Here is a 22,012-nt window from a genome sequence, read left to right as displayed (position 1 = left end):
TGGTCGCCTTCGCTCAGAGCTGGTTGGCCACCGCCATGTTCACGAAGCGGCTATCGAAGCGCAGCTTGATGTTGTTCTTATCACCAAGGGTAGAGCCGTCGGCAAACTGCATGCCCACCGCATCGGCGCTGGTGGCGGCCTGGCCCAGCAAGCCTTTGGCAAAGGAGAAGGTGCGCACCTTGTCCATGGTATGGCGGATGGCGTCGGAGTTGGCGAACTCGAACGCGGTGCCCGGCGTATAAAACAACATGGTTTGCGTGAGTTGTTCCTCGTAGCCTTTAAGGTCGGTACCCGAGCGCTCGGCCATCGAAGTACGTGCGGCGATGGCCTGCCCGTCGTCGCCGCTCATCAATTGCAAGGTCTCGAACCACGCACCGACCAACGCCTTGCCCAGTTCCGGATTGGCCGCCAGCGTCTCGGTGTTCACCGCCATCATGTCAATGATCTCCCCCGGTATTTCTTTGGAGGTGAAGACCTGAACCGCCGTCGGTGACTGCTTCATCACCATGCTCAATTGCGGATTCCACAATGCTGCCGCCGTCACCCCGGACGTGGAGAACGAAGCCACCGCATCAGCATCGGAGGTGTTCATGATCTTGATATCGCGTTGGCTCAGCCCATGGATGTCCAAAGCCCTGGACATCAGGTAGTCGGACACCGACAACTCCACCAGATTGACCTGCTGGCCCTTGATGTCGGCAAAGCTCTTGCCGTTCTTCAGGACGATGGCGTCGTTGCCGTTGGAGTAATCGCCCAGAATCAGCCCCGTGGTGTCCACGCCATTGGCGCTCGGGATGGTCAAGGCATCCATGTTGGTCATGCCGCAGGCATCGAATGCCCCCGCGGCGTACTGGTTGATCGACTCGATGTAGTCGTTGAGTTGCACCAGTTCAATCTGGATGCCGTACTTTTTCGCCCATTTTTCGATGATCCCGTGTTCGCTGGCGTAGCCCCACGGCATCCACCCGGAATAGATCGACCAGGCCACCTTGAACGACTGTTTTTTCTCGGCCGCAGAAGCACCGAAAGCCACACAGGACAACGCCAGCAACACGAATGCAAAACGGTAGAACACGCACGAGAATGCCTTCATGGAAACCTCACGGGTTATGAATGGGGTGACGCATTGGGTTCAAACGAGCGGCCGGGTGTAGCGGCTCAATGTCGGGGATTCGCGCTCGTACCATTGCGCGGCACGGTCGGTGAAGCCGGTGGCGGGTGAATAGCTGACCTGCGGCTCCAGCGTGTCGATGACAAACAAGCGCTCGCGGACAACACCGTCGACCTGAAGCAACTGGAAAACGTGCTGACCGTCAGGGTGAATCTCGAAGCCTTCCAGCGAGATCAGCGGCTGACCGATGCGTGCAGCGCAGGTCGATAGGGTCACGTTGTAGCCCTCTGCGAGGGAACCACAGGCAACTGAAGTCTCGAAGTTGAAGGCCTGGCTGAGCCATGGCAGATCATCGGCATGGCGCGCAACCGCATCACGCAGATCGAGGGGGCCGCACTCAAGCACCTCGGCACGCCCAAGCACCAGCGCCGCATGATCGCCGCACACGATCAGCCCACCACCACGGTGGTGCACGCGGCCGCTGTCCAGTTCCTTTTCGTGCAGCAGTCGCAAGCCGATCAATGCCCCCGGTGCCGATGATTGCAAGCGCCAGTCTTCGACGTAGGCGTCACTGGGTGAGAACTCGATCATGCAGTCACCGATGCGCTTGAGCAGTCCAGGCTCCGGCCAGCGATTGTGCACCTGCAAAGACGTGTCCGTGTGCCAGCTCAGGGTCTCGCCTTCCCAGGAACACAAGGCTTCCCAGCCTTCGTAATTGGCGAGCACTTGCAGCTCTTGCGCGTTGTACGCCGACAAGGGCTTGGCCGCGACCTGCTGGTGCTCGAGCGGCAGGCGCAGATCGATGGTGAAATTGCGACTCTGGAACCAGCACACGTGGGTCTGCACGTCGGTCAGGCCGTCGGCATAACTGATCGCCCGGCGCTTGTAGAAACCGAGCATCCAGTCAGGAACACCGTGGGGTGATTGTTGTGCAAATTGCTCGACAAGGTCGTGAAGGTGCATGTCAAACCTCCTCGCAGATGGGGGCGTAGCCGAATGACGACAAGCCTTTGGCGCCACTGGGCAAACTCAGCTCGCCCCGCGCCATGCGTTGCTTGAGATAGCGAAAGGTTTGCAGGGTTTGTGCATACAGATGCTCACCGCAAACCACCGGCCCATAGCGGCTCGGCGTTGCCGGTTCGAGCAGTTGCGCGATAGGTTCGATGACCGTGTCATAGTCGCAAGCGCAGAACATCGGGAAGGAATAACGCTCTTCACTGACCTTGCGCACCCGATGGGCCGTGGCGACGTAGGTGCCATTGCTCAGCACCTCCATCATGTCGCCGATATTGATCACAAATGCACCTTCGACCAGCGGCACGTCGATCCACTGCCCTGCTCCGTTCAACACTTCAAGCCCCGGCGCAGTCGGCAGCAGGATGGTGAAGCATTCGTAGTCGGTGTGCGCGCCAATGCCCGGACGATCCTGCGGTGCATCCTTTGAATACGGATAGTGGATCAATCGAAGTTGACTGGGCGGATGATTGACCCACTGGCTGATGGCGTTTTCCGGTAAACCCAAGGCCAGCGCAAAGCCCCGAAACAGCGCAAGGCTAAGACTGAACACCGCGTCGTAGTAAGCCTTGATGTCCTGCTTGAAACCCGGCAACACTGGCCAGCGATTGGCCCCCAGCATGGGGCGCTGCCCCTCTGGCAGGACATAGTCGAAGCCAACGTCGAAGGCCTCCTTGTGATCGATGCTGCCCTCGACAAACTGCTCCTCGCCCTCCGGGACATACCCGCAGTGATTGCTCGAAAGCCCGATGTAATCCTGCATCTTGCGCTCGACCGGCTGGGCGAAGTATTCAACGCTCCGTTGCTTGAGACGATTGATGATCTGCGGATCGATACCGTGCCCGGTCACATAGAGGAAACCTGCCTGCTGCGCGGCGTTCCCCAACGCTGCGGCGGCTTGGATGCGATCGGCTGCGCAGTCGGAAAACAGTCCGCCAATGTCCACGAGGGGCAGGTGTTCGAACGCTGAATGAGGGGTAGTTCGAGGCGTGGGCGCCATAAGTAACCTCCTGATGATTAGTCAAAATGTCACCTGGTCGTCCAGATATCGCAGAGCCGCTAGGCCTCCGGGTCGTCCCGGATCAATCGCACCAGAACCGGTGCCAGAGGAATGGAGCAATGTGCGTGCCACGTTCGGACTGATCACCGAACGAGTTACGATCACATTGATTTAAAAGATATTTTAATGATTGTCAGGTCAAGCAATTCCCAACCCTTTCACCTCCAAACAGCACCACGATGGAGCACCTCGCACATCGGCGAGTGCAGGCGGATAATGCACGGGTTTGCACTTGGCCGAGGGACCGAAAGATGCCGCTGACTCTCTACTTCCATCCGCTCTCGTCGTACTGCCACAAAGTGCTGATCGCACTCTACGAACACGACATCGAGTTTGAAAAAAAGATCATCGACCTGGGCAACGAGGCCGACCGGGCAGAGCTTCAAGCCCTGTGGCCACTGGTCAAGTTTCCGGTGATCCGCGATCACGCACGTCAGCGCGACGTGGCGGAATCGAGCATCATCATCGAGTATCTGGACCACTTTCATGCACGCCGACATCGCCTGATTCCCGACGATTGGGAGGCTGCGTGGGAGATTCGTTTGTGGGATCGTTTTTTCGACCTCGACGTCCAGGGGCCGATGAACCAGATCGTCCTCGATCGCCTGCGCTCGACGAACGGCGACCTGACCCGGGAACGCGCCGCACTGACGACCGCGTACGGCATGCTCGACCGTCAATTGGCGTCCAGAATGTGGGCCACCGGAGACGAGTTCAGCATGGCCGACTGCGCCGCCTGCCCGGCATTGTTCTATGCCGATACGCTGGTGCCGTTTGCCGATGACTACCCGCACTTGAATGCGTATTTCGAGCGGCTGATCACCCGACCTTCGTTCCAGCGAGTGATCGACGAGGCCAGACCCTGGTTTTCTATCTATCCGTTTGCCGATGGCATTGCGCAGCGGTTTCGCTAGCCATCGGTGATTGCATGACAGTTATTTGACCAGCCTGATTTCCTTTGATGGCCGATAACCGAAATACGCGTTGTAGCATTTGCTGAAGTGGCTGGGCGAAACGAAACCACAGGCTACCGAGACTTCGACGATGGTCAACGTGGTGTGCTGAAGGAGTCGACGTGCTTCAGTTATCCGCAAGTCCATGTAATAGCGTTGCGGGGTGGTGCCAAGCTGCTCTTTGAACAGACGTTCGATCTGTCGACGGGATCGGCCCGCGTACAGGCAGAGCACCTCCATTTCCAGCGGCTCCTCCAGGTTGGCATCCATCAAGTTGACCATTTCCCTGAGAGGACCGCTGACCGACACGTTCAGCGTTGGCTTGATGCGCCGGTAACGCGAAGCTTCAAATGCAAGAATGTCTTCAATGCCGTCGGTCAGTGCCTTGTCGTGCAAGCCCTTTATCCACTCGAGGGCCATGTAGAACGCACCATTGGGACTGGATGCGGTCAGGCGGTCGCGATCAACCACATAGGCTTCACTGGTGACTTGAGCCAGCCTGGCAATTTCCGCCAGTGCGGGACGATGTTCAGGGTGAATCGCGCAGCGATATCCATCCAGCAAACCGGCTCGTCCGAGGAACCAGGCGCCATTCCACACACCAGCCAGCGTAACGCCCTGATCAGACGCTTCGCGCAACAGATTGATCAATGCATCGTCCGCTTTGAGTGCCGTACGGTACCCGCCACAGACAACCAGCAAGTCCAGGTCCTGGATCGCGGCATGATTGAGACTTGCATCGGGTCGAATGACCAGCCCCAGATCACTGATCACTTCCCCTTCCGTCAGCCCGAAGGTTTTCGTTGAGAACAATGCAGGCCTTAACAGGTTTGCAGTGACAATCGTATCGAGCGCCTGGGTAAACGCAGGCAACGAAAAATGCTCCAGCAACAAAAACCCTGCGCGGGCCCGAAGGACCGGTTGGCCCTCATGATCATTGAGGTAGCGAAGATTCTTACCCTTCATGCCACCACTGAACTGACGGCGCTCTACCAACGGATATCTCGCTTGATCATGGGGGTCCACATTTGATTAAACGCCTTTGATGCCCAGACACCAAGCCGAAAAAACTGATCTGCATGTCTGCATAATGCGCGGAATGTGCCCTGTTTACTGCAGATGAATTCCAGGATCAAGTACAAGGGTGACAGAGGAGGATAGACAACTGAAAGGAGAGCCCACGCCGAACAGGCATTGGCGTTTCTCAAAGACACAATCATCCCAAGCTGGCGCGTTGACGGCCGACTGACGGGATGAGTGTAAGGAAAATGGCAGGGGCGGCTGGATTCGAACCAACGCATGGCAGGATCAAAACCTGCTGCCTTACCGCTTGGCGACGCCCCTGTAGGTGTTGCGACGAGAGCGTGGCGCTCTCTTGTGAAGCTCCTGCGCTGCGAACCCTGTAAGGGTTGCTGCAAGAGCGGGCGGAAATTTATCAACTTTCTCGCCGTCTGGGAAGCCCTTTTAGTACAAATTGTTTTTTAAAACAGATGCTTACTACCCATTGAAGCACTTGGCGACGGTAAAAACCCTGACGCAGGCGCTTCTACAGCCCGCAATTCAACCCGAACGGCAGCGCGCTGAGCGAAACGTTTCACCGGAAGAAAATTTTCGTCTGCTACGCTTTTCTAATTCGAATGGAGTCGGGCTATGGATGCAAAACAGGACTTCCCTTGACACGCTTGGGTATGGAATGTGAAAGGCAAATTGATCAGTGCCGCGGTCATCCTCATTGTCACGGGTGCCGCAATTTATGGCGTCAACATCTGGAGCCTAGTCGAAAGCAAACGGCAGGAAACCCTGTGCAACACCGCTCAGCAGCACATGAAGGCCCTGGAAACCCAAGCTCGGGCAATGGCCGCTGGATTGACGGTCGAGGCCTATGCCGAAGCCGAAAAAGCGGAAGCAGGCAAACTGGTCAAAGCCCTCGACACCGCAAAAAACCAGGCTGAGGTCGATGCTGTCATCGACGAACATGCCACCGCGATCAAAGCCCAGATCGTTGCCGAAGATGCAGAAGTCGAGTCCCGCGGTGAGCAACCATTTCTCGGCCAGAAAATGAAAGAGCAGAAAATCACTACGGACGTCAGCCAGGAGTTTAAACGCGCCGAAAAGGCCGTCGCTGAAGCCTGTAACTAGTCTCGATTTTTTCGACAGTGGAGCGCGGCATCAGGGCCGCGCTCCACCCGTCCGTCAATGCGGCGCGCGCGGGATGGTCTTGAGCAGGTCTTCAGGGCTGATGTGACCGACCACGCTGCCCGGTTGCGGCAGGTTGAAGATGTGGCCTTTCATTTTGCCGATGATGTGCATTTCGCAAGGCTTGCAGTCGAACTTCAGCGTCAATACTTCGTCGCCGTGGATCAACTGCATCGGCGCGACCTTGGTACGCACGCCAGTCACGCCCTTGGCCTGTTTCGGGCACAGGTTGAAGGAGAATCGCAGGCAGTGCTTGGTGATCATCACCGGCACCTCGCCGGTTTCCTCGTGGGCCTCGTAGGCCGCATCGATCAGCTTCACGCCGTGGCGATGATAGAAGTCGCGGGCCTTCTGGTTGTAGACGTTCGCCAGGAACGACAGGTGCGATTCCGGGTACACCGGTGGCGGTGTGGTCTCGGCCTTGCGACCACCGCGCGGGTGAGCGGCGATGCGCGCTTCGGTCAAGGCTTCAATCACTTCACGGCGCAAGGCTTTGAGCTGCGAGTTCGGAATGAAGTACGCCTGTGGCGCATCCAGCTTGATGTCGATGGCGTGGTACTGCGTAGTGCCCAACTGACCGAGCAGGTCCTGCAATTGCTCCAGTGCCTGCTCCGGCTTGTTGGCGGCACCGAACGGCCCTTTCAGGGTGACGCTGGCGCTGATGCCCTCTTCGCTGGTCGCGGTGAGTTCCAGCTGCTCTTCACGCAGGCTAGCGACCCAACGCAGGGCCACGCGACGCTCGGCTGAGGTCTTTTGCAGCGCCTGTTGCCAGTTGTGATCGAGGTTGCGATTCAGCGGATGGTTGGGGCGCAGTTTGTACATCCCCTCCGGCATCTCGTTTGGCTCGACGCGATAGCGATAACGCTTCTCGCCGTCCTCCTCGAATTCGCCTTTCGGCTCGGCGATGTTGGCGCGGAAACCCACGACTTCACGCTTGACCAGCACATTGAGGCCGTCGCCGTTGGACAGCGGTTCGTGCGTGACGACCTGCATGTCACGCTTGGCGACTTTCTCGACCACACCCACCGGCAAACCGGTGAAGGTCGGCGAGTCGAAGGCGCCGATGTCGATCTTGCGATCCGTGACGAAGTAATCGGTGCTGCCACGGTGGAAGGTTTTTTCCGGGTCGGGCAGGAAGAAGTGCGCGGTGCGGCCGCTGGAGGCACGGGCCAGGTCCGGGCGGTCTTCGAGTACGGCGTCGAGGCGCTGGCGGTAATAGGCCGTGATGTTTTTCACATAGCCCATGTCCTTGTAGCGCCCTTCGATCTTGAACGAACGCACGCCGGCCTCAACCAGGGCGCGGATGTTGGCGCTCTGGTTGTTGTCCTTCATCGACAGCAGGTGTTTTTCGTAAGCGATCACACCGCCCTTTTCGTCCTTGAGGGTGTAAGGCAAACGGCACGCCTGGGAGCAATCGCCGCGGTTGGCGCTGCGACCGGTGTGGGCGTGGGAAATGTTGCACTGCCCGGAAAACGCCACGCACAACGCACCGTGGATGAAGAACTCGATGGCCGCGTCGGTCTCGTTGGCAATCGCACGGATCTCTTGCAGGTTCAGCTCACGGGCCAGCACCAGTTGGGAGAAGCCGGCCTGATCGAGGAACTTTGCCCGTTCCAGGGTGCGGATGTCGGTCTGGGTGCTGGCGTGCAGCTCGATGGGTGGAATGTCCAGCTCCATCACGCCCAGGTCCTGGACGATCAGCGCATCGACACCGGCATCGTACAACTGGTGGATCAGCTTGCGGGCCGGCTCCAGTTCGTTGTCGTGCAGGATGGTGTTGATGGTGGTGAACACCCGCGCGTGATAGCGACGGGCGAATTCCACCAATTCGGCGATTTCGCTGACTTCGTTGCAGGCATTGTGGCGGGCGCCGAAGCTCGGGCCGCCGATGTAGATCGCATCAGCGCCATGCAGGATCGCCTCACGGGCGATGGCCACGTCACGGGCGGGGCTGAGCAATTCCAGATGATGTTTGGGCAGGGACATAATATTTTTTTAGTCAGGCTGTCACGGTCGAGGCGTGCATTGTAGCGGTGAAACGCTTGAGGGGCACCCGTGTGCTGCCGGGTGGCGTTTTGTGTAGACCTGACGACCTGAATCCCTGTAGGAGCGAGCTTGCTCGCGATAGCGGTAGACCATTCAAAATGTATGTCGATTGACACGCCGTCATCGCGGGCAAGCCCGCTCCTACATTTGATCGACGTGGACCACACATTCAGCCCATGACCAACATTCCCCGTAGGAGCAAGCTTGCTCGCGATAGCGATAGACCATTCAAAATGAATGTCGACTGACACTCCGCCATCGCGGGCAAGCCCGCTCCTACATTTGATCGACGTGGACCACACATTCAGCCCATGACCAACATGCCCCCGTAGGAGCAAGCTTGCTCGCGATAGCGGTAGACCATTCAAAATGGGTGTTGGCTGACACGCCGTCATCGCGGGCAAGCCCGCTCCTACAGTTGATCGGCGTGGACCACACATCCAGCCCATGACCACCATGCCCCTGTAGGAGCAAGCTTGCTCGCGAAAGCGGTAGACCATTCAAAATGGATGTCGACTGACACGCCGTCATCGCGGGCAAGCCCGCTCCTACAGTTGATCGGCGTGGACCACACATTCAGCCCATGACCAACATGCCCCTGTAGGAGCAAGCTTGCTCGCGAAAGCGGTAGACCATTCAAAATGGATGTCGACTGACACGCCGTCATCGCGGGCAAGCCCGCTCCTACAGGGTTTTGTGTATGTCTGGTGGAGGTCAGGCCTTGGCGGCCATCGCGGTCACTTCCACGCGCATGCCTTCGACCGCCAGGGACGCTACGCCCACAGCAGCGCGGACCGGCCATGGCTTGGCGAAATAGCGCTTGTAGACTTCGTTGAACGCGGCGCGGTCGGCCATGTCGGTGAGGTAGATGGTCAGGTGCATCACGCGGTCCATGGAGCTGCCGGCACGTTCCAGTGCCACTTTCAGCGCTTGCAGGGTGCATTCGCTTTGCAGGGTGATGTCGCCCAGTTCCAGGCTGCCGTCGGCGCGGGTCGGAATCTGCGTGGAGACCAGCACGCCGCCGAAACCGACGACGTCGGAGGAAATCGAATCCGCATCAGGATCGGGCGTAAAGGTCAGGTCGTGGTTTGCCATGGGAACTCTCTTGCTTGAAAGGGTAAGGCGAATGCCTTTGACGCAGCCAGTTTACAGGCCAATCCCGACGCATCGCTAATCCAGGCTCGACGACTGCTCCAGACCGGTCGCCTGCCGGTACTGACGCGGCGTGAATCCGGTCGAGGCCTTGAACTGCCGAGTGAACGCACTGTGGTCGGTGTAGCCGCATTGCAAGGCAACGTCGGTGATCGGCATCTCGGTGTGCAGCAGACGATAAGCATGTTCCAGGCGCACTTTCTGGATCATCTGCCGCGGTGTCAGGTGGAACACGCGCTTGCAGTAGCGCTCCAGTTGCGCCACTGAAATACCGGCGATGCGCGTCAGTTCGCCAAGCGTCACGCGTCGATTGAAGTGCGCGCGAATGTGCTCATCGACCGCCGCCAGGCGCTGATACGCCGGGTGCGTATCGCTCGCCGATTGCAGGTCGACCGAGATCCCGGCCAGGCCGATGATTTCATTGCGGCGGTTATACAGCGGCCGCTTGTGAGTCAGGCACCAACCCGGTTCTCGACTGCCGTACAAGTGCAGCTCCAGTTGATCCTCCAGGACAAAACCCTGCTCCAGAACCCGTCGGTCCTGCTCGGTATAACCGGGGCCCAATTGCGCCGGAAACACTTCGGCGCTGGTTTTCCCCAAGAGCGGTTTCAACTGCTTCAAGCCGCAGCGTTGCACCAGCGTGCGATTGGCCATGACATAGCGCGCCTGAACATCCTTGATGAAGATCGCAGCATTGGGAATGACATCCAGCATGGGCAGCAACAGCGCAACGCCGGCCAGCAATTGCTCGATGGATTCGGGGCGATTCGAGTCGTCGCCCTGGCACAGCATTGCAAACGCATCCTGAGTCATGAACCCGCCCTTCGCAAAAATCAGACAGTGCCCATTGTGCTGATTTCGTCATCGACACCCAAGAAAAACATCAATCGCGAGTTCGCCGCCACGTTCAATCTATGGCCACCGCCCTCCTCGGCAAAACCGACCGGGGCGACTTGAAGTGCACACCTGCCTATCCAATAACTCACAAGAAGGCGATGCCATGTCAGGCCAAGGCAAGTTCAAAAAACAACTGTCGTTGATAGACCTCACGTTTATCGGACTGGGGGCGATTTTCGGCTCCGGTTGGCTGTTCGCAGCCAGTCACGTCTCCGCGATTGCGGGGCCGGCGGGGATATTTTCCTGGTTGCTGGGCGGGTTTGCCGTTCTGCTGTTGGGCATCGTTTATTGTGAATTAGGCGCGGCGCTGCCCCGTGCCGGCGGTGTGATTCGCTACCCGGTTTATTCCCACGGCCCGCTGCTGGGTTACCTGATGGGCTTCATCACGCTGATCGCGTTTTCCAGCCTGGTGGCCATCGAAGTGGTCGCTGCGCGTCAGTACGCTGCTGCATGGTTTCCCGCATTGACGCAGGCCGGCTCCAGCAATCCAACGGCGCTTGGCTGGCTGGTGCAGTTTGGCCTGTTGTGCCTGTTCTTCATGCTCAACTACTACAGCGTGAAAACCTTCGCCAAGGCCAACAACCTGATCAGCCTGTTCAAGTTCATCGTGCCGTTGCTGGTGATCGGCGTGCTGTTCACCTTTTTCAAACCGGAGAACTTCCAGTCCCAGGGCTTCATGCCGTTCGGGCTGTCCGGTGTCGAAATGGCGGTGTCCGCCGGCGGCATTATCTTCGCTTACCTGGGGCTGACGCCGATCATCTCGGTGGCCAGCGAAGTGAAGAATCCGCAACGCACCATCCCGATTGCACTGATCCTCTCCGTACTGCTCTCCACCGCGATTTATGTGCTGCTACAAGTGGCCTTCCTCGGCGGCGTGCCCACCGAAATGCTCGCCAATGGCTGGGCCGGCGTCGCCAAAGAACTGGCCCTGCCCTACCGCGATATCGCCCTGGCGTTGGGTGTGGGTTGGTTGGCTTATCTGGTGGTGGCCGACGCGGTGATCTCCCCGAGCGGTTGCGGCAACATCTACATGAACGCCACCCCACGTGTGATCTACGGCTGGGCGCAAACCGGGACCTTCTTCAAGATCTTCACCCGCATCGACGAAAAGTCCGGCATCCCGCGTCCGGCGCTGTGGCTGACCTTTGCCCTGTCTGTGTTCTGGACCCTGCCCTTCCCTTCGTGGGAAGCCCTGATCAACGTGGTCTCCGCCGCGCTGGTGTTGAGCTACGCCGTGGCGCCGGTCTCCGTTGCCGCCCTGCGCCGCAATGCGCCGGACATGCCGCGACCATTCAAGGTCAAGCGCATGGGCGTCCTCGGCCCGGTGTCGTTCATCATTGCCGCGCTGATCGTCTACTGGTCGGGCTGGAACACCGTGTCCTGGCTGCTCGGCCTGCAAATCCTGATGTTCGTGATCTACCTGCTGTGCGGTCGCTATGTGCCGACGCAACACCTGAGCCTGGCCCAGCAAGTGCGTTCTTCGGCATGGCTGATCGGCTTCTACGCCGTGACCATCGTGCTGTCCTGGCTCGGCAGTTTCGGCGGCATGGGCGTACTCACCCATCCTTTCGACACCGTGGTCGTGGCGGCCTGTGCGATGGGCATTTACTACTGGGGCGCGGCCACCGGCGTGCCGGCGCATCTGGTTCGCCTGGAAGAAGAGGACGCTGAAAGCGAAGCCGATTCTGTTCACCCCGGCACGACCACTGGCCAGCGTCCAATCGGCGTGTCCGCCCAGACCTCTCGCTGAAATTCAGGCCAGCAATGCCTGCGTGTTCCTCTGAATGGAAAGGTTTATGAAAAAAGTACATGTCATTGATTCCCACACCGGCGGCGAACCGACTCGCCTGGTGATGTCGGGCCTGCCCCAGTTGCCCGGCCGGACCATGGCCGAGAAGCGCGATGCCCTGCGCGAGCAGCATGATCCATGGCGTCGCGCCTGCCTGCTGGAACCTCGTGGCAACGATGTGCTGGTGGGTGCGCTGTACTGCGAACCGGTGTCGCCGGATGCCACCTGCGGCGTGATTTTCTTCAACAACGCCGGCTACCTCGGCATGTGCGGCCACGGCACCATCGGCCTGGTCAACTCGCTGCATTACCTGGGGCATATCCAGCCCGGCGTGCACAAGATCGACACCCCGGTCGGCCCGGTCAACGCGACGTTGCATGAGGACGGCAACGTCACCCTGCGCAACGTGCCCGCTTACCGCTACCGCCAACAGGTGCCGGTCGAGGTGCCCGGCCATGGTCGTGTCCATGGCGATATCGCCTGGGGCGGCAACTGGTTTTTCCTGGTGTCCGACCACGGCAAAACGTTGCAGATGGACAACGTCGACGCCCTGACCGAGTACACCTGGGCGATGCTCAAGGCCCTCGAAGCCCAAGGCATCCACGGCGAAGACGGCGCGCTGATCGACCACGTCGAATTGTTCGCCGAGGACGACCAGGCCGACAGCCGCAACTTCGTCATGTGCCCGGGCAAGGCCTACGACCGCTCACCCTGCGGCACCGGCACCAGCGCCAAACTGGCCTGCCTGGCGGCCGACGGAAAACTCGCCGTCGGTGAGCGCTGGGTCCAGGCCAGCATCACCGGCAGCCAGTTCGTCGGCAGCTATGAATGGGACGGCGAACGCATCATCCCGTCCATCACGGGCCGCGCCTACATGACCGCCGACGCCATGTTGCTGATCGACGAACAGGATCCCTTTGCGTGGGGCATCTGAGCCCTACGCGTCTTTCCTCAATCAATCTGTATGAACGCTTCAAGGAGTTACAACAATGAGCGACAACATTTTTACTGGCTGCATTCCGGCACTGATGACCCCGTGCACCGCCGACCGCAAGCCGGACTTCGACGCACTGGTGACCAAGGGTCGCGAGCTGATCGACATCGGCATGAGCGCCGTCGTGTATTGCGGTTCCATGGGTGACTGGCCGCTGCTCACCGAAACCGAGCGTCAGGAAGGCGTAGCCCGTCTGGTGGCTGCCGGCATTCCGACCATCGTCGGTACCGGTGCGGTCAACAGCCGCGAAGCGGTGTCCCATGCGGCGCATGCGGCCAAGGTCGGCGCCCATGGCCTGATGGTCATTCCTCGTGTGCTGTCCCGTGGCGCTTCGGCCACCGCGCAAAAAGCTCACTTCGCCGCGATTCTGAAAGCCGCACCGGGCTTGCCCGCCGTGATCTACAACAGCCCTTACTACGGCTTCGCCACCCGTGCCGACCTGTTCTTCGAACTGCGTCGCGAGTACCCGAACCTGATCGGTTTCAAGGAATTCGGCGGTGCTGCCGACCTGCGCTACGCCGCCGAACACATCACCTCCAAGGATGACGCCGTCACCCTGATGGTCGGTGTCGACACCCAAGTGGTGCACGGCTTCGTCAACTGCAACGCCACCGGCGCCATCACCGGCATCGGCAACGCCCTGCCACGCGAAGTGCTGCAACTGGTGGCATTGAGCAAGCAAGCTGCCAAAGGCGACGCCAAGGCCCGTCGTCAGGCCCGCGAGCTGGAATCGGCACTGGCGGTGCTGTCGTCCTTCGACGAGGGTTGCGACCTGGTGCTTTATTACAAGCACCTGATGGTGCTCAACGGCGACAAGGGATACGCGCTGCACTTCAACGAAACCGATGTGCTCAGCGATGCCCAGCGTCGTTACGCCGAGAACCAGTACGCGCTGTTCCGCCAGTGGTACGAGCACTGGTCGGCCGAGCAGAACGTCGCCTGACGTTCACCCGGCTTGCACGGCGGCGCGCCGGGTCGCGCCGCTTTTGTTTTCGTCCCCACCTATTTTTTTCAGGAACCACCATGACTCTGACAGGCAACCTGCTGATCGGCCAGCAAGCCGTTACCGGGCATCGCGAAGCGATCCGGGCCATTAATCCCGCCACTGGCTTGCCACTCGAACCGGCCTACCTCGGAGGTGGCCGCGAGCACGTCGAACAGGCGTGTGCCCTGGCATCGGCCGCCTTCGACGGCTATCGCGCAACCTCGCTGGACGCACGCGCTGAATTCCTCGAAACCATCGCCAGCGAGATCGAAGCCCTCGGCGATGAACTGATCGACCGCGCTGTGGCTGAGACCGGCCTGCCGCGTCCGCGCATCCAGGGCGAACGGGGCCGCACCTGTCAGCAACTGCGCCTGTTTGCCCGCACCGTGCGCGCCGGCGAATGGCTGGATGTACGCGTCGACAACGCGCTGCCGGAACGTCAACCCCTGCCCCGTCCGGACCTGCGCCAACGACAGATCCCCGTGGGCCCGGTGGCGGTGTTCGGTGCGAGCAATTTTCCACTGGCCTTCTCCGTCGCCGGTGGCGACACCGCTTCGGCATTGGCCACCGGTTGCCCGGTGGTGGTCAAGGCGCACAGCGCTCATCCGGGGACCAGCGAACTGGTCGGCCGTGCGGTGGCGCGTGCGGTGAAACAGTGCGCGCTGCCCGAGGGTGTGTTTTCGCTGCTGTTCGGCTCCGGTCGCGAAGTCGGCATCGCCCTGGTCACTGACCCGCGCATCAAGGCCGTTGGATTTACGGGTTCACGCAGTGGCGGCATCGCCTTGTGCCAAGCGGCGCAGGCACGTCCGGAACCGATCCCGGTGTACGCGGAAATGAGTTCGATCAATCCGGTGTTGCTGTTCCCGGCCGCCCTGCAAGCTCGCGGTGAGGCATTGGCTCAAGGCTTCGTCGCATCGCTGACCCAGGGCGCCGGTCAGTTCTGCACCAACCCTGGTCTGGTGATCGCCCGCCAAGGCGCTGCCCTCGATCGTTTCATCAGCGCAGCAGCCGACATTGTGCGTCGCAGCCCCGCGCAAACCATGCTCACGCCCGGGATTTTCAGTGCCTACGAGGCCGGCGTCGGCTCGCTGGTCGAGCATGCGCATGCCCAGGCAGCGGCCGTCGGTTTGGCGGGTGAAACACCCAACCAATGCCAGGCCCATTTGTTCGTCAGCCGAGCACAGGATTTTCTCGCGGACCCCGCGTTGCAGGCTGAAATGTTCGGCGCCGCTTCGCTGATCGTGCAATGCGCCGATGACAATGAAATGCGTCAGGTCATCGAGCACCTCGAAGGCCAGTTGACCGCCACGCTGCAACTGGATGACGCCGATCTGGACAGCGCTCGGGCCTTGCTGCCGGTGCTGGAACGCAAGGCGGGCCGCTTGCTGGTCAACGGCTGGCCAACCGGCGTCGAAGTGTGCGATGCCATGGTCCATGGCGGGCCGTTCCCGGCGACGTCCGACCCACGTACCACCTCGGTCGGCACCGCGGCAATCCTGCGGTTCCTGCGCCCGGTGTGCTATCAGGATTTCCCGGACGCCTTGCTCCCCGCCGCGCTCCAGCAGGGTAATCCGCTGCAACTGCGGCGCCTACTCGACGGCCAGAGAGAAGCCTAGCCATGTCGAATCTTTCCTCGCCCCACTTTGCCCATGACATTGCCGTGGTCGGCGCCGGGATCATCGGCGTTGCCTGCGCCTTGCAGCTCGCCCGCCAAGGCCATCGAGTGGTGGTCATCGACCAGCAGGAACCCGGTCGCGGCGCTTCATTTGGCAACGCCGGGCACCTGGCCACCGAGCAGGTGTTTCCCATCGCCGACCTGTCGATCCTCAAGCGCCTGCCCGCCATGCTCATGGACCCGATGGGCCCGCTGCGCCTGGACTGGAAATACATGCCCCGCGCCCTGCCCTGGTTCATGCGTCTGTTGCTGAACCTGCGCCCGGCGCCGTTCCAGCGCACCGTGGCCGGTATCCGCGCTTTGAATGAAAGCAGCCTGGACGCCTGGCAACGGTTGCTGAGCGGAATCGCCCGCCCTGATCTGCTGAAAGAAGACGGCTCGCTGCTGGTGTTCGAACGGCCCGATTCACAACCTGCTATCGAAGCAGTGCTGGCACGCATGCGCCAGCAACAGGTGCCCGTCGATTTCTGGCAGGCCAACGCCGTGCGCGAAGCGGCCCCGCAACTGAGCGAAGGCATTAGGGGCGGATTGTTCTTCCCGCGCACCGGACATTTCCTCGACCCGTTTCGGGTGGTTGGCGAACTGGTCAATGCGGCCAAGGCTAGCGGCGTGCAGTTCCTCAAGCAACGGGTCGATGGCGGACAGCTCACTGAACACGGCGTTTCGTTGATCACCGATCAAGGCCGAGTCTCCAGCCGACAAGTCCTGATCGCCTGCGGTGCTCACTCGGCGAAACTCACCGCTGCGCTGACCGGCAAAAAAGTCCCGCTGGACACCGAGCGCGGTTATCACCTGATGTTGCCCCTTGAGCTCGAACGGTTGCCGTTTGCCGTCACCTCGCTGGAGCGCAAATTCATCATGACGCCCATGTCCGAAGGCTTGAGGCTGGCGGGGACGGTCGAGTTCGCTGGCCTTGATCAGCCACCGAGCATGGAGCGCGCCTGGCAATTGCACCGCTTGAGCAAAGGCTTGTTCCGTCGTGAGTTGAATGCCGAAGCCGCAACGCCGTGGATGGGGTTCCGCCCTTCGCTGCCGGATTCGCTGCCGATCATCGACCGGGTGTGCGACGGCAAGGTCCTGCTTGCTTTCGGTCATCAACATCTGGGGCTGACGCAGGCCGCAGTAACGGCCGAACTCATCGCACAACTGGCCCTGCCCGGGAGTGTCGCAGCCTCTACAGGATTACCCGCGACTGAGCCCTACAGACTGGATCGTTTTTGAGGGAAACTGTAGAACCATCAAGTGATGGTTCACATTTCAAAGGATGATCAAGGTATGTCCCGGCACGACACCTCCCTGCAAGACACCGCCGCACCCGATGGCGTTTGTTATGGCTGCGGCCCCGACAATCCGCACGGGCTGCACATCAAGAGCTTTTGGCACGAAGACGGCGTGCACGTCATGGCCGAGCACGTACCGGACGCCCGATATTGCGGCTGGCCGGACCTGGTGTACGGCGGCCTGATCGCGATGCTGGTCGACTGCCACTCCAACTGGACGGCGATGGCGTACCACTACCGCGCCGAACAGCGGGATGCCGCCAGCCTGCCGCGGATCAATTGCGTCACCGGCAACCTGGGCATCAAGTTCATCAAACCGACACCCATGGGTTTGCCGCTGACCCTGCGCGCCAAAGTCGAAGGCGAGGTCGGACGCAAAACCCGTGTCGTCTGCGAGGTCTACGCCGGTGAAGTGCTGACCGCCATTGGTGATTCGACATTTGTGCGCGTAGACACCGAACAACTGGCGGCCGCCGCTCACGGCCGGGACGCCAGCTGACCGATCATTGCAACGGTGAAAATTTCGCCGGCAGATAGATCGTCGAACACATGTCCTGCAATTGCGGACCGGAGTTTTCCGGCGGCCAGACGCCGTCGGCAACGGCTTGGGTCCGTACTTGCAGGCGCTCTTCCAGCGTGGCCCACGGCCAGATGTGCAGATAACGTGGCAGCGAACCATCAGTGGCGTAAAACGCCGCATACACCGGTGAGTACTGTTCGGCGGTGCGCGCTTCGATGGCTTTGCTCCAACCGTCGAGCGTGGGCTTGAGGCCGCTGCTGATCAGGTCATAGACACGCATTTCGTAGAACGGGCCATGCTGCCCGGCGTGCAAGGGTTTGAGGAAAGGAAACAGCGTGTAATTCTCGATGCGCAGATCGGTGATGAGCTCGCCGACACCGAACACTTCGCCGCCCAACAGGAAGCGCTCACGCTCGGCCTGCCGCAGGCTTTCGTCTTCATAGCCGCGCAGTACGGTGATCTGGTTCAACTGGCCGATCTCCGACGCCCAGCAGCCCATCAACGCCCCACCGACTTCTGGCTTCGCCAACGCAGTTTCGATGCGCACCAGTGCATCGGCCACCGTGCGCACCCGCACGGTCAAAGTGATCAGTTCAAAAAAACGCATACCACGCTCCGGCGATTGTCAGCCCGTGCGGGCCTCCCTTGGCGCACAGCGTATGCCAGACCCCACAGGCAAAATATTGAGGCAACCACCATCGGTCATGGTGATTGCCGCAGGGCGCTAGGTAGTTTCTTTACAACGATCGAGAGCGCCTTCCTTCATACCCGCTGTTATCGGCTCAGCCGATTCAAACCTGCGAATTATCGATTTGTGCAGCAGTGCGCAGACCGCGAGCATGGCGTCACTTCCAACAACAAAAACAAAGGACCCGCCATGACCGCCCGATTTCACAATCCAGTGGATACCCGTTTCGGCTGGGGCAGCCTGCAAGAGCTTGCCGCCATCACTGAGAACCAGAGCGTTGCCGTTGTGACCTTTCCCGAAGCCCGAGGCCTGGGGCTGGTGGATCGCCTTCAAGCGCTACTGGGCGACCGACTGGTCTATGTGATCGAAGACGTCCAGCCCAATCCCGATGTCGCGCAACTGCGTGAGACCTATGAACGTTTCTGGAAAGAAGCCGGCGAGTGCCACGCCGTGATTGCCGTCGGTGGCGGCAGCGCCATCGACACGGCGAAGGCGCTGATTGTCGGCACCGAGTCAGGTCGTTTCGATGAGCTGCTGGCATTGCTGGCAAGCGGCAAACCCTTCGTTCCGGTTCGCAGTAAACAGCTGATCGCCGCCCCGACCACCGCGGGCACGGGCAGTGAGGTCACGCCCTGGGCGACGATCTGGGACGCGGCCAATCACAAGAAGTACTCGCTGCACCTGGACTGCACCTGGCCAAGTGTCGCCATCATCGATCCGCAATTGATGCTCACGGTTCCGGGCGGCGTCACCGTCTCCACGGGCCTGGACGCCCTGTCCCATGCGCTGGAATCGATCTGGAACATTAACGCCAACCCGATTTCCGACACCTTCGCCATCTCGGCCATCGAAGACATCCTAGAATGCCTGCCGTTGCTGCGGCAGGACCTGTCCAATCAGGAACTGCGCTCAAGAATGGCCCTGGCGGCACTCAAGGCCGGGCTGGCGTTCTCCAACACCAAGACTGCACTGGCCCATTCCATTTCCTATGAGATGACCTTGCGCTACGGCTTGCCCCACGGCATTGCGTGTTCCTTCACCCTGCCGCTGGTTTTGGGCCTTGCCTGGGGCCACGACGCAACGCGTGACAAAACCCTGCAACGGGTTTTCGGACCGGACCTGGACCAGGCCCAGTCCCGGTTGCGCGCCTTCCTGCACAGCCTCGATGTCAAAACCGAGTTCGCCGACTACGGCGTAACGGCCGACGAAGCCGAAGCCATGATCGATTTCGCCCTGCAGGGTGCCCGCGGCAAGAACTTCATCGGTTCACGCGCGGCCTAGGTTTCACCGCTCATAAATCACTACACTGCCAGCGGCGTTACGAGCCGCGACGATTTCCTGCCGCACCTGAAAAAGAGTGCACCCTCCGTTACCACACGGAGGGACCGAACAAGAATAAGGAAAAGATCATGAATCGTGCCCAAACCTTGCCAGGTCTTGCCGTACACACCGCGTCGTTCCGTGTCGCCCAGTGGCGCATGTTGCTGGCAGCGATGTTTTGCTATCTGTTTTTCTACACCGGGCGGCAAACGTTCGGTTTCGCCATTCCGGGTATCCAGGCCGAGTTCGGTTTTACCAAAGAGCACCTTGGCTGGGTATCGGCCGCCATGCTTTGGGCCTACGCGATTGGCCAGGCCATCAACGGCAACCTCGCCGACAAATTCGGTGGCCGACGCATCATGACCGTGGGCGCAGTGCTGTCCTGCGGCGCCAACTGGGTGACGAGTTTCGCCAGCAACTTTGCCGCGTTGATTTTGCCTTGGGGCATCAACGGCTACTTCCAGGCATTGGGCTGGGCGCCGGGCAGTCGACTGATCTCCAACTGGTGGAGCGCAGGTGAACGCGGCAAGGTGTACGGCTTTTATGTGTTCGCGGCCGGGTGTGCCTCTGTCCTGTCTTACGTGACCTCCATCGTCGTGCTGGAAGTGATGCACCTGGAATGGCGCTGGATCTTCCGCTTGCCCGTGCTACTCATGCTCGCCGGCGGCATCATCTTCTACTTCGTGGCTCGGGAGCGTCCGCAGGACCTGGGTTTCGAACCGCTTGCCGACACGGGCGTGGCCAATGCCGAGGACAAGAATCACGAGGTGGCCCACGGTGAAGTCGAAACGTCGGCGCAACGCTACAAAGCCGTCCTGAAGAACTTCCGCCTGATCATTGCTGCCGTGTCCCTCGGGTTTCAGAACGCTGCCCGCTATGGTTTGATCGTCTGGGTGCCGGTGCACTTTCTGGGCGCCAACTGGAAGACCGGCGACAGCATGATCGATCCGAAGTGGATCACCGTGGCCCTTCCCGTCGGCATGGCCATCGGCGCACTGAGCAATGGCTGGATCTCGGACAAACTGTTCGGCTCCAGACGCTATCTGGCGATCATGCTTTACATGTTCCTCGGTGCAGCGACCAGCTTGTGGATGTGGACCCTGGCGCCGCACAGCGCGACCGGCCTGGTGGCGTTGTTTCTCTGCGGCTTCTTCGTGTACGGCCCCGCCTCCAGCTTCTGGGCGCTATGCCCGGACCTGGTGGGTGCCAAACGCGCAGGTACGGCGACCGGTGTGATGAACTTCTCGTCCTATCTGTTCGCCGGCCTGGCGGAACCGCTGATCGGCAGTATGCTCGACAGTACCGGCAACACGTCGCTGATCTTCATCGTGGTCACCGCGGCCTGTCTTTGCAGCGCGTCGGTGGCGCTGTTTATCAGGCGTTGATTGCCCGGCCGGACAGATTGAATCAATGGCAGCGGCTCAGGAACAGGATCGTCTATGTACCAGTACCACAAGTGGCTACGTTCATTTCATGCCGTGGCGAAGACCGGCAGCTTCACCCTCGCCGCCGAGTATTTGAGCGTCGGCCAGCCCACGGTCAGTGAGCAGGTCAATGCCCTGGAGAAGAAGTTTTCCGTGGAACTGTTCCACCGCCGCGGCCGCTTTATCGAAATGAGTGCCGCCGGACACCAGCTCTATGCGATCACCCAGGGCCTGTTCGGCCAGGAGGATGAAGCCGTGCAATTGCTGCAAAGTTTCAAGCAACGCAAGACCGGCATGCTGCGCCTCGGCGCCGTCTCGCCGCCGATTGCGATGAACCTGACCTACGAGCTGATGCAGCGGCATCCGGACATCGAACTGGAAACCTCGTTCTCCCCTGAAAAGGAGACCCTGGATCGCCTGTTCAACTTCGATATCGATGTGGCGATCCTGGCGTTGTCCGAATTCGACCAACGCTTCGACACGCAGCTTTACCGGCGCTACCCGATCATTGCCGTGGTGCGCGAGGACCATCCCTGGGCCCGGCAGAAGGAAGTGCACGTCGAGCAGATCAGCGAAGAGAAATGGGTCATGCGGGAAAAAAGTTCTCGCACCCGCCAATTGGTAGAAGAAAGCTGCAAGCAACTGGGCGTCGCCCTGAACTGCGTCATGCAGTTGAACAGCCGCGAAGCCATTGTGCATGCCATCGCCAAAGGCATCGGGATCGGTTTCGTTTCGGCTGTCGAGTACACCGAAACACCGGGTACCCGGCCCATCACCTTCGTCAATCACCCGTTTTCCATCGACTACCACTTGTGCTGTCTGGGTATCCGCCGAAACCGGCCAATGATTGCGGAGCTGTTCGACGCAAGCCCCACACCGGCCACCTGATTTCGCCTCACCCTTGAGCA

19 protein-coding genes and 1 tRNA gene are annotated in these 22,012 nt (G+C 60.3%); 11 read left to right on the top strand and 9 right to left on the bottom strand.

Annotation, left to right across the window (positions count from 1 at the left end; translation table 11 throughout):
• Nucleotides 1-13: 13 nt before the first annotated feature.
• From CKW19_RS15005 to CKW19_RS14995, 3 genes are read right to left on the bottom strand one after another with little or no spacing between them, the layout of a single operon-like run.
• Nucleotides 14-1,093, bottom strand: coding sequence for a putative urea ABC transporter substrate-binding protein (locus CKW19_RS15005; RefSeq protein ID WP_095058539.1), 1,080 nt, complete (start codon nt 1,091-1,093; stop codon nt 14-16).
• A 39-nt stretch (nt 1,094-1,132) separates the two neighbouring features.
• Entirely contained in the window at nt 1,133-2,074 is a 942-nt protein-coding gene (locus tag CKW19_RS15000) for a hypothetical protein (RefSeq protein ID WP_095058538.1), read from the bottom strand.
• 1 nt (nt 2,075) lies between these two features.
• A complete protein-coding gene (locus CKW19_RS14995; RefSeq protein WP_095058537.1) occupies nt 2,076-3,125 on the bottom strand; it encodes an isopenicillin N synthase family oxygenase in 1,050 nt (349 codons plus the stop codon).
• Nucleotides 3,126-3,436: 311 nt separating this feature from the next.
• Here CKW19_RS14995 and CKW19_RS14990 point away from each other — a divergent pair, with 311 nt between their 5' ends.
• Complete coding sequence (locus tag CKW19_RS14990) at nt 3,437-4,099, top strand: glutathione S-transferase family protein (protein WP_095058536.1); 663 nt, start codon at nt 3,437-3,439, stop codon at nt 4,097-4,099.
• A 21-nt stretch (nt 4,100-4,120) separates the two neighbouring features.
• On the opposite strand, the gene CKW19_RS14985 is transcribed toward CKW19_RS14990, so the two are convergent.
• Together CKW19_RS14985 and CKW19_RS14980 are read right to left on the bottom strand one after the other, a co-directional pair.
• Nucleotides 4,121-5,134: a GlxA family transcriptional regulator gene (locus CKW19_RS14985; protein ID WP_177408818.1), complete on the bottom strand. Its 1,014-nt coding sequence runs from the start codon at nt 5,132-5,134 to the stop codon at nt 4,121-4,123.
• 273 nt (nt 5,135-5,407) lie between these two features.
• A tRNA-Gln gene (locus tag CKW19_RS14980) sits at nt 5,408-5,482 on the bottom strand.
• A gap of 351 nt (nt 5,483-5,833) precedes the next feature.
• Here CKW19_RS14980 and CKW19_RS14975 point away from each other — a divergent pair.
• A complete protein-coding gene (locus CKW19_RS14975; protein WP_095058535.1) occupies nt 5,834-6,277 on the top strand; it encodes a hypothetical protein in 444 nt (147 codons plus the stop codon).
• Nucleotides 6,278-6,331: 54 nt separating this feature from the next.
• Here the strand turns inward: CKW19_RS14975 and CKW19_RS14970 are convergent, their stop codons facing one another.
• The 3 genes from CKW19_RS14970 to CKW19_RS14960 form a co-directional block, all read right to left on the bottom strand.
• The gene (locus CKW19_RS14970; RefSeq protein ID WP_095058534.1) at nt 6,332-8,320 is read right to left on the bottom strand and encodes a U32 family peptidase; all 1,989 of its coding nucleotides are present in this window, start codon (nt 8,318-8,320) and stop codon (nt 6,332-6,334) included.
• 774 nt (nt 8,321-9,094) lie between these two features.
• Nucleotides 9,095-9,475, bottom strand: coding sequence for a RidA family protein (locus CKW19_RS14965; protein ID WP_008021538.1), 381 nt, complete (start codon nt 9,473-9,475; stop codon nt 9,095-9,097).
• Between the two features lie 75 nt (nt 9,476-9,550).
• Nucleotides 9,551-10,345, bottom strand: a complete 795-nt coding sequence (locus tag CKW19_RS14960; protein WP_095058533.1) for an AraC family transcriptional regulator — start codon at nt 10,343-10,345, stop codon at nt 9,551-9,553.
• A 187-nt stretch (nt 10,346-10,532) separates the two neighbouring features.
• On the opposite strand from CKW19_RS14960, the gene CKW19_RS14955 reads away from it, so the two are divergent.
• From CKW19_RS14955 to CKW19_RS14930, 6 genes are all read left to right on the top strand, one after another.
• Nucleotides 10,533-12,179: an APC family permease gene (locus CKW19_RS14955; protein WP_095058532.1), complete on the top strand. Its 1,647-nt coding sequence runs from the start codon at nt 10,533-10,535 to the stop codon at nt 12,177-12,179.
• A gap of 46 nt (nt 12,180-12,225) precedes the next feature.
• Entirely contained in the window at nt 12,226-13,152 is a 927-nt protein-coding gene (locus CKW19_RS14950; RefSeq protein WP_095058531.1) for a 4-hydroxyproline epimerase, read from the top strand.
• A 55-nt stretch (nt 13,153-13,207) separates the two neighbouring features.
• Nucleotides 13,208-14,155: a dihydrodipicolinate synthase family protein gene (locus tag CKW19_RS14945; RefSeq protein ID WP_095058530.1), complete on the top strand. Its 948-nt coding sequence runs from the start codon at nt 13,208-13,210 to the stop codon at nt 14,153-14,155.
• An 80-nt stretch (nt 14,156-14,235) separates the two neighbouring features.
• Nucleotides 14,236-15,813 (top strand): aldehyde dehydrogenase (NADP(+)), encoded by a 1,578-nt coding sequence (locus CKW19_RS14940; protein ID WP_095058529.1) that lies wholly within the window; start codon nt 14,236-14,238, stop codon nt 15,811-15,813.
• Nucleotides 15,814-15,815: 2 nt separating this feature from the next.
• On the top strand, nt 15,816-17,093 hold the full coding sequence (locus tag CKW19_RS14935; RefSeq protein ID WP_095058528.1) for an FAD-binding oxidoreductase: 1,278 nt from the start codon (nt 15,816-15,818) through the stop codon (nt 17,091-17,093).
• A gap of 54 nt (nt 17,094-17,147) precedes the next feature.
• On the top strand, nt 17,148-17,651 hold the full coding sequence (locus tag CKW19_RS14930; protein ID WP_095058527.1) for a PaaI family thioesterase: 504 nt from the start codon (nt 17,148-17,150) through the stop codon (nt 17,649-17,651).
• 4 nt (nt 17,652-17,655) lie between these two features.
• On the opposite strand, the gene CKW19_RS14925 is transcribed toward CKW19_RS14930, so the two are convergent.
• Entirely contained in the window at nt 17,656-18,279 is a 624-nt protein-coding gene (locus CKW19_RS14925) for an NIPSNAP family protein (RefSeq protein WP_095058526.1), read from the bottom strand.
• A gap of 270 nt (nt 18,280-18,549) precedes the next feature.
• On the opposite strand from CKW19_RS14925, the gene psrA reads away from it, so the two are divergent.
• The 3 genes from psrA (at nt 18,550) to CKW19_RS14910 (ending at nt 21,992) form a co-directional block, all read left to right on the top strand.
• Complete coding sequence (psrA, locus tag CKW19_RS14920; RefSeq protein WP_095058525.1) at nt 18,550-19,641, top strand: iron-containing alcohol dehydrogenase PsrA; 1,092 nt, start codon at nt 18,550-18,552, stop codon at nt 19,639-19,641.
• A 128-nt stretch (nt 19,642-19,769) separates the two neighbouring features.
• A complete protein-coding gene (locus CKW19_RS14915; protein WP_095058524.1) occupies nt 19,770-21,065 on the top strand; it encodes an MFS transporter in 1,296 nt (431 codons plus the stop codon).
• Nucleotides 21,066-21,119: 54 nt separating this feature from the next.
• Nucleotides 21,120-21,992 (top strand): LysR substrate-binding domain-containing protein, encoded by an 873-nt coding sequence (locus CKW19_RS14910; protein ID WP_053160973.1) that lies wholly within the window; start codon nt 21,120-21,122, stop codon nt 21,990-21,992.
• The last annotated feature ends 20 nt before the right edge of the window (nt 21,993-22,012 follow it).

Source organism: Pseudomonas sp. Irchel s3f7 (assembly GCF_900187615.1).
Lineage (GTDB): Bacteria > Pseudomonadota > Gammaproteobacteria > Pseudomonadales > Pseudomonadaceae > Aquipseudomonas.
The sequence above is the reverse complement of the archived record's forward strand: the minus strand, read 5'-3'. Positions and strand labels throughout refer to the sequence as shown.

What these genes read in the sequence shown, in the direction of transcription:
- CKW19_RS14915 (WP_095058524.1), top strand. Translation starts at nt 19,770, where the DNA reads ATGAATCGTGCCCAAACCTTGCCAGGTCTTGCCGTACACACCGCGTCG.
- CKW19_RS14945 (WP_095058530.1), top strand. Translation starts at nt 13,208, where the DNA reads ATGAGCGACAACATTTTTACTGGCTGCATTCCGGCACTGATGACCCCG.
- CKW19_RS14960 (WP_095058533.1), bottom strand. Translation starts at nt 10,345, where the DNA reads ATGACTCAGGATGCGTTTGCAATGCTGTGCCAGGGCGACGACTCGAAT.
- CKW19_RS15000 (WP_095058538.1), bottom strand. Translation starts at nt 2,074, where the DNA reads ATGCACCTTCACGACCTTGTCGAGCAATTTGCACAACAATCACCCCAC.
- psrA (WP_095058525.1), top strand. Translation starts at nt 18,550, where the DNA reads ATGACCGCCCGATTTCACAATCCAGTGGATACCCGTTTCGGCTGGGGC.
- CKW19_RS14965 (WP_008021538.1), bottom strand. Translation starts at nt 9,475, where the DNA reads ATGGCAAACCACGACCTGACCTTTACGCCCGATCCTGATGCGGATTCG.
- CKW19_RS14930 (WP_095058527.1), top strand. Translation starts at nt 17,148, where the DNA reads ATGTCCCGGCACGACACCTCCCTGCAAGACACCGCCGCACCCGATGGC.
- CKW19_RS14910 (WP_053160973.1), top strand. Translation starts at nt 21,120, where the DNA reads ATGTACCAGTACCACAAGTGGCTACGTTCATTTCATGCCGTGGCGAAG.
- CKW19_RS14925 (WP_095058526.1), bottom strand. Translation starts at nt 18,279, where the DNA reads ATGCGTTTTTTTGAACTGATCACTTTGACCGTGCGGGTGCGCACGGTG.
- CKW19_RS14935 (WP_095058528.1), top strand. Translation starts at nt 15,816, where the DNA reads ATGTCGAATCTTTCCTCGCCCCACTTTGCCCATGACATTGCCGTGGTC.
- CKW19_RS14950 (WP_095058531.1), top strand. Translation starts at nt 12,226, where the DNA reads ATGAAAAAAGTACATGTCATTGATTCCCACACCGGCGGCGAACCGACT.
- CKW19_RS14970 (WP_095058534.1), bottom strand. Translation starts at nt 8,320, where the DNA reads ATGTCCCTGCCCAAACATCATCTGGAATTGCTCAGCCCCGCCCGTGAC.
- CKW19_RS14995 (WP_095058537.1), bottom strand. Translation starts at nt 3,125, where the DNA reads ATGGCGCCCACGCCTCGAACTACCCCTCATTCAGCGTTCGAACACCTG.
- CKW19_RS15005 (WP_095058539.1), bottom strand. Translation starts at nt 1,093, where the DNA reads ATGAAGGCATTCTCGTGCGTGTTCTACCGTTTTGCATTCGTGTTGCTG.
- CKW19_RS14955 (WP_095058532.1), top strand. Translation starts at nt 10,533, where the DNA reads ATGTCAGGCCAAGGCAAGTTCAAAAAACAACTGTCGTTGATAGACCTC.
- CKW19_RS14990 (WP_095058536.1), top strand. Translation starts at nt 3,437, where the DNA reads ATGCCGCTGACTCTCTACTTCCATCCGCTCTCGTCGTACTGCCACAAA.
- CKW19_RS14940 (WP_095058529.1), top strand. Translation starts at nt 14,236, where the DNA reads ATGACTCTGACAGGCAACCTGCTGATCGGCCAGCAAGCCGTTACCGGG.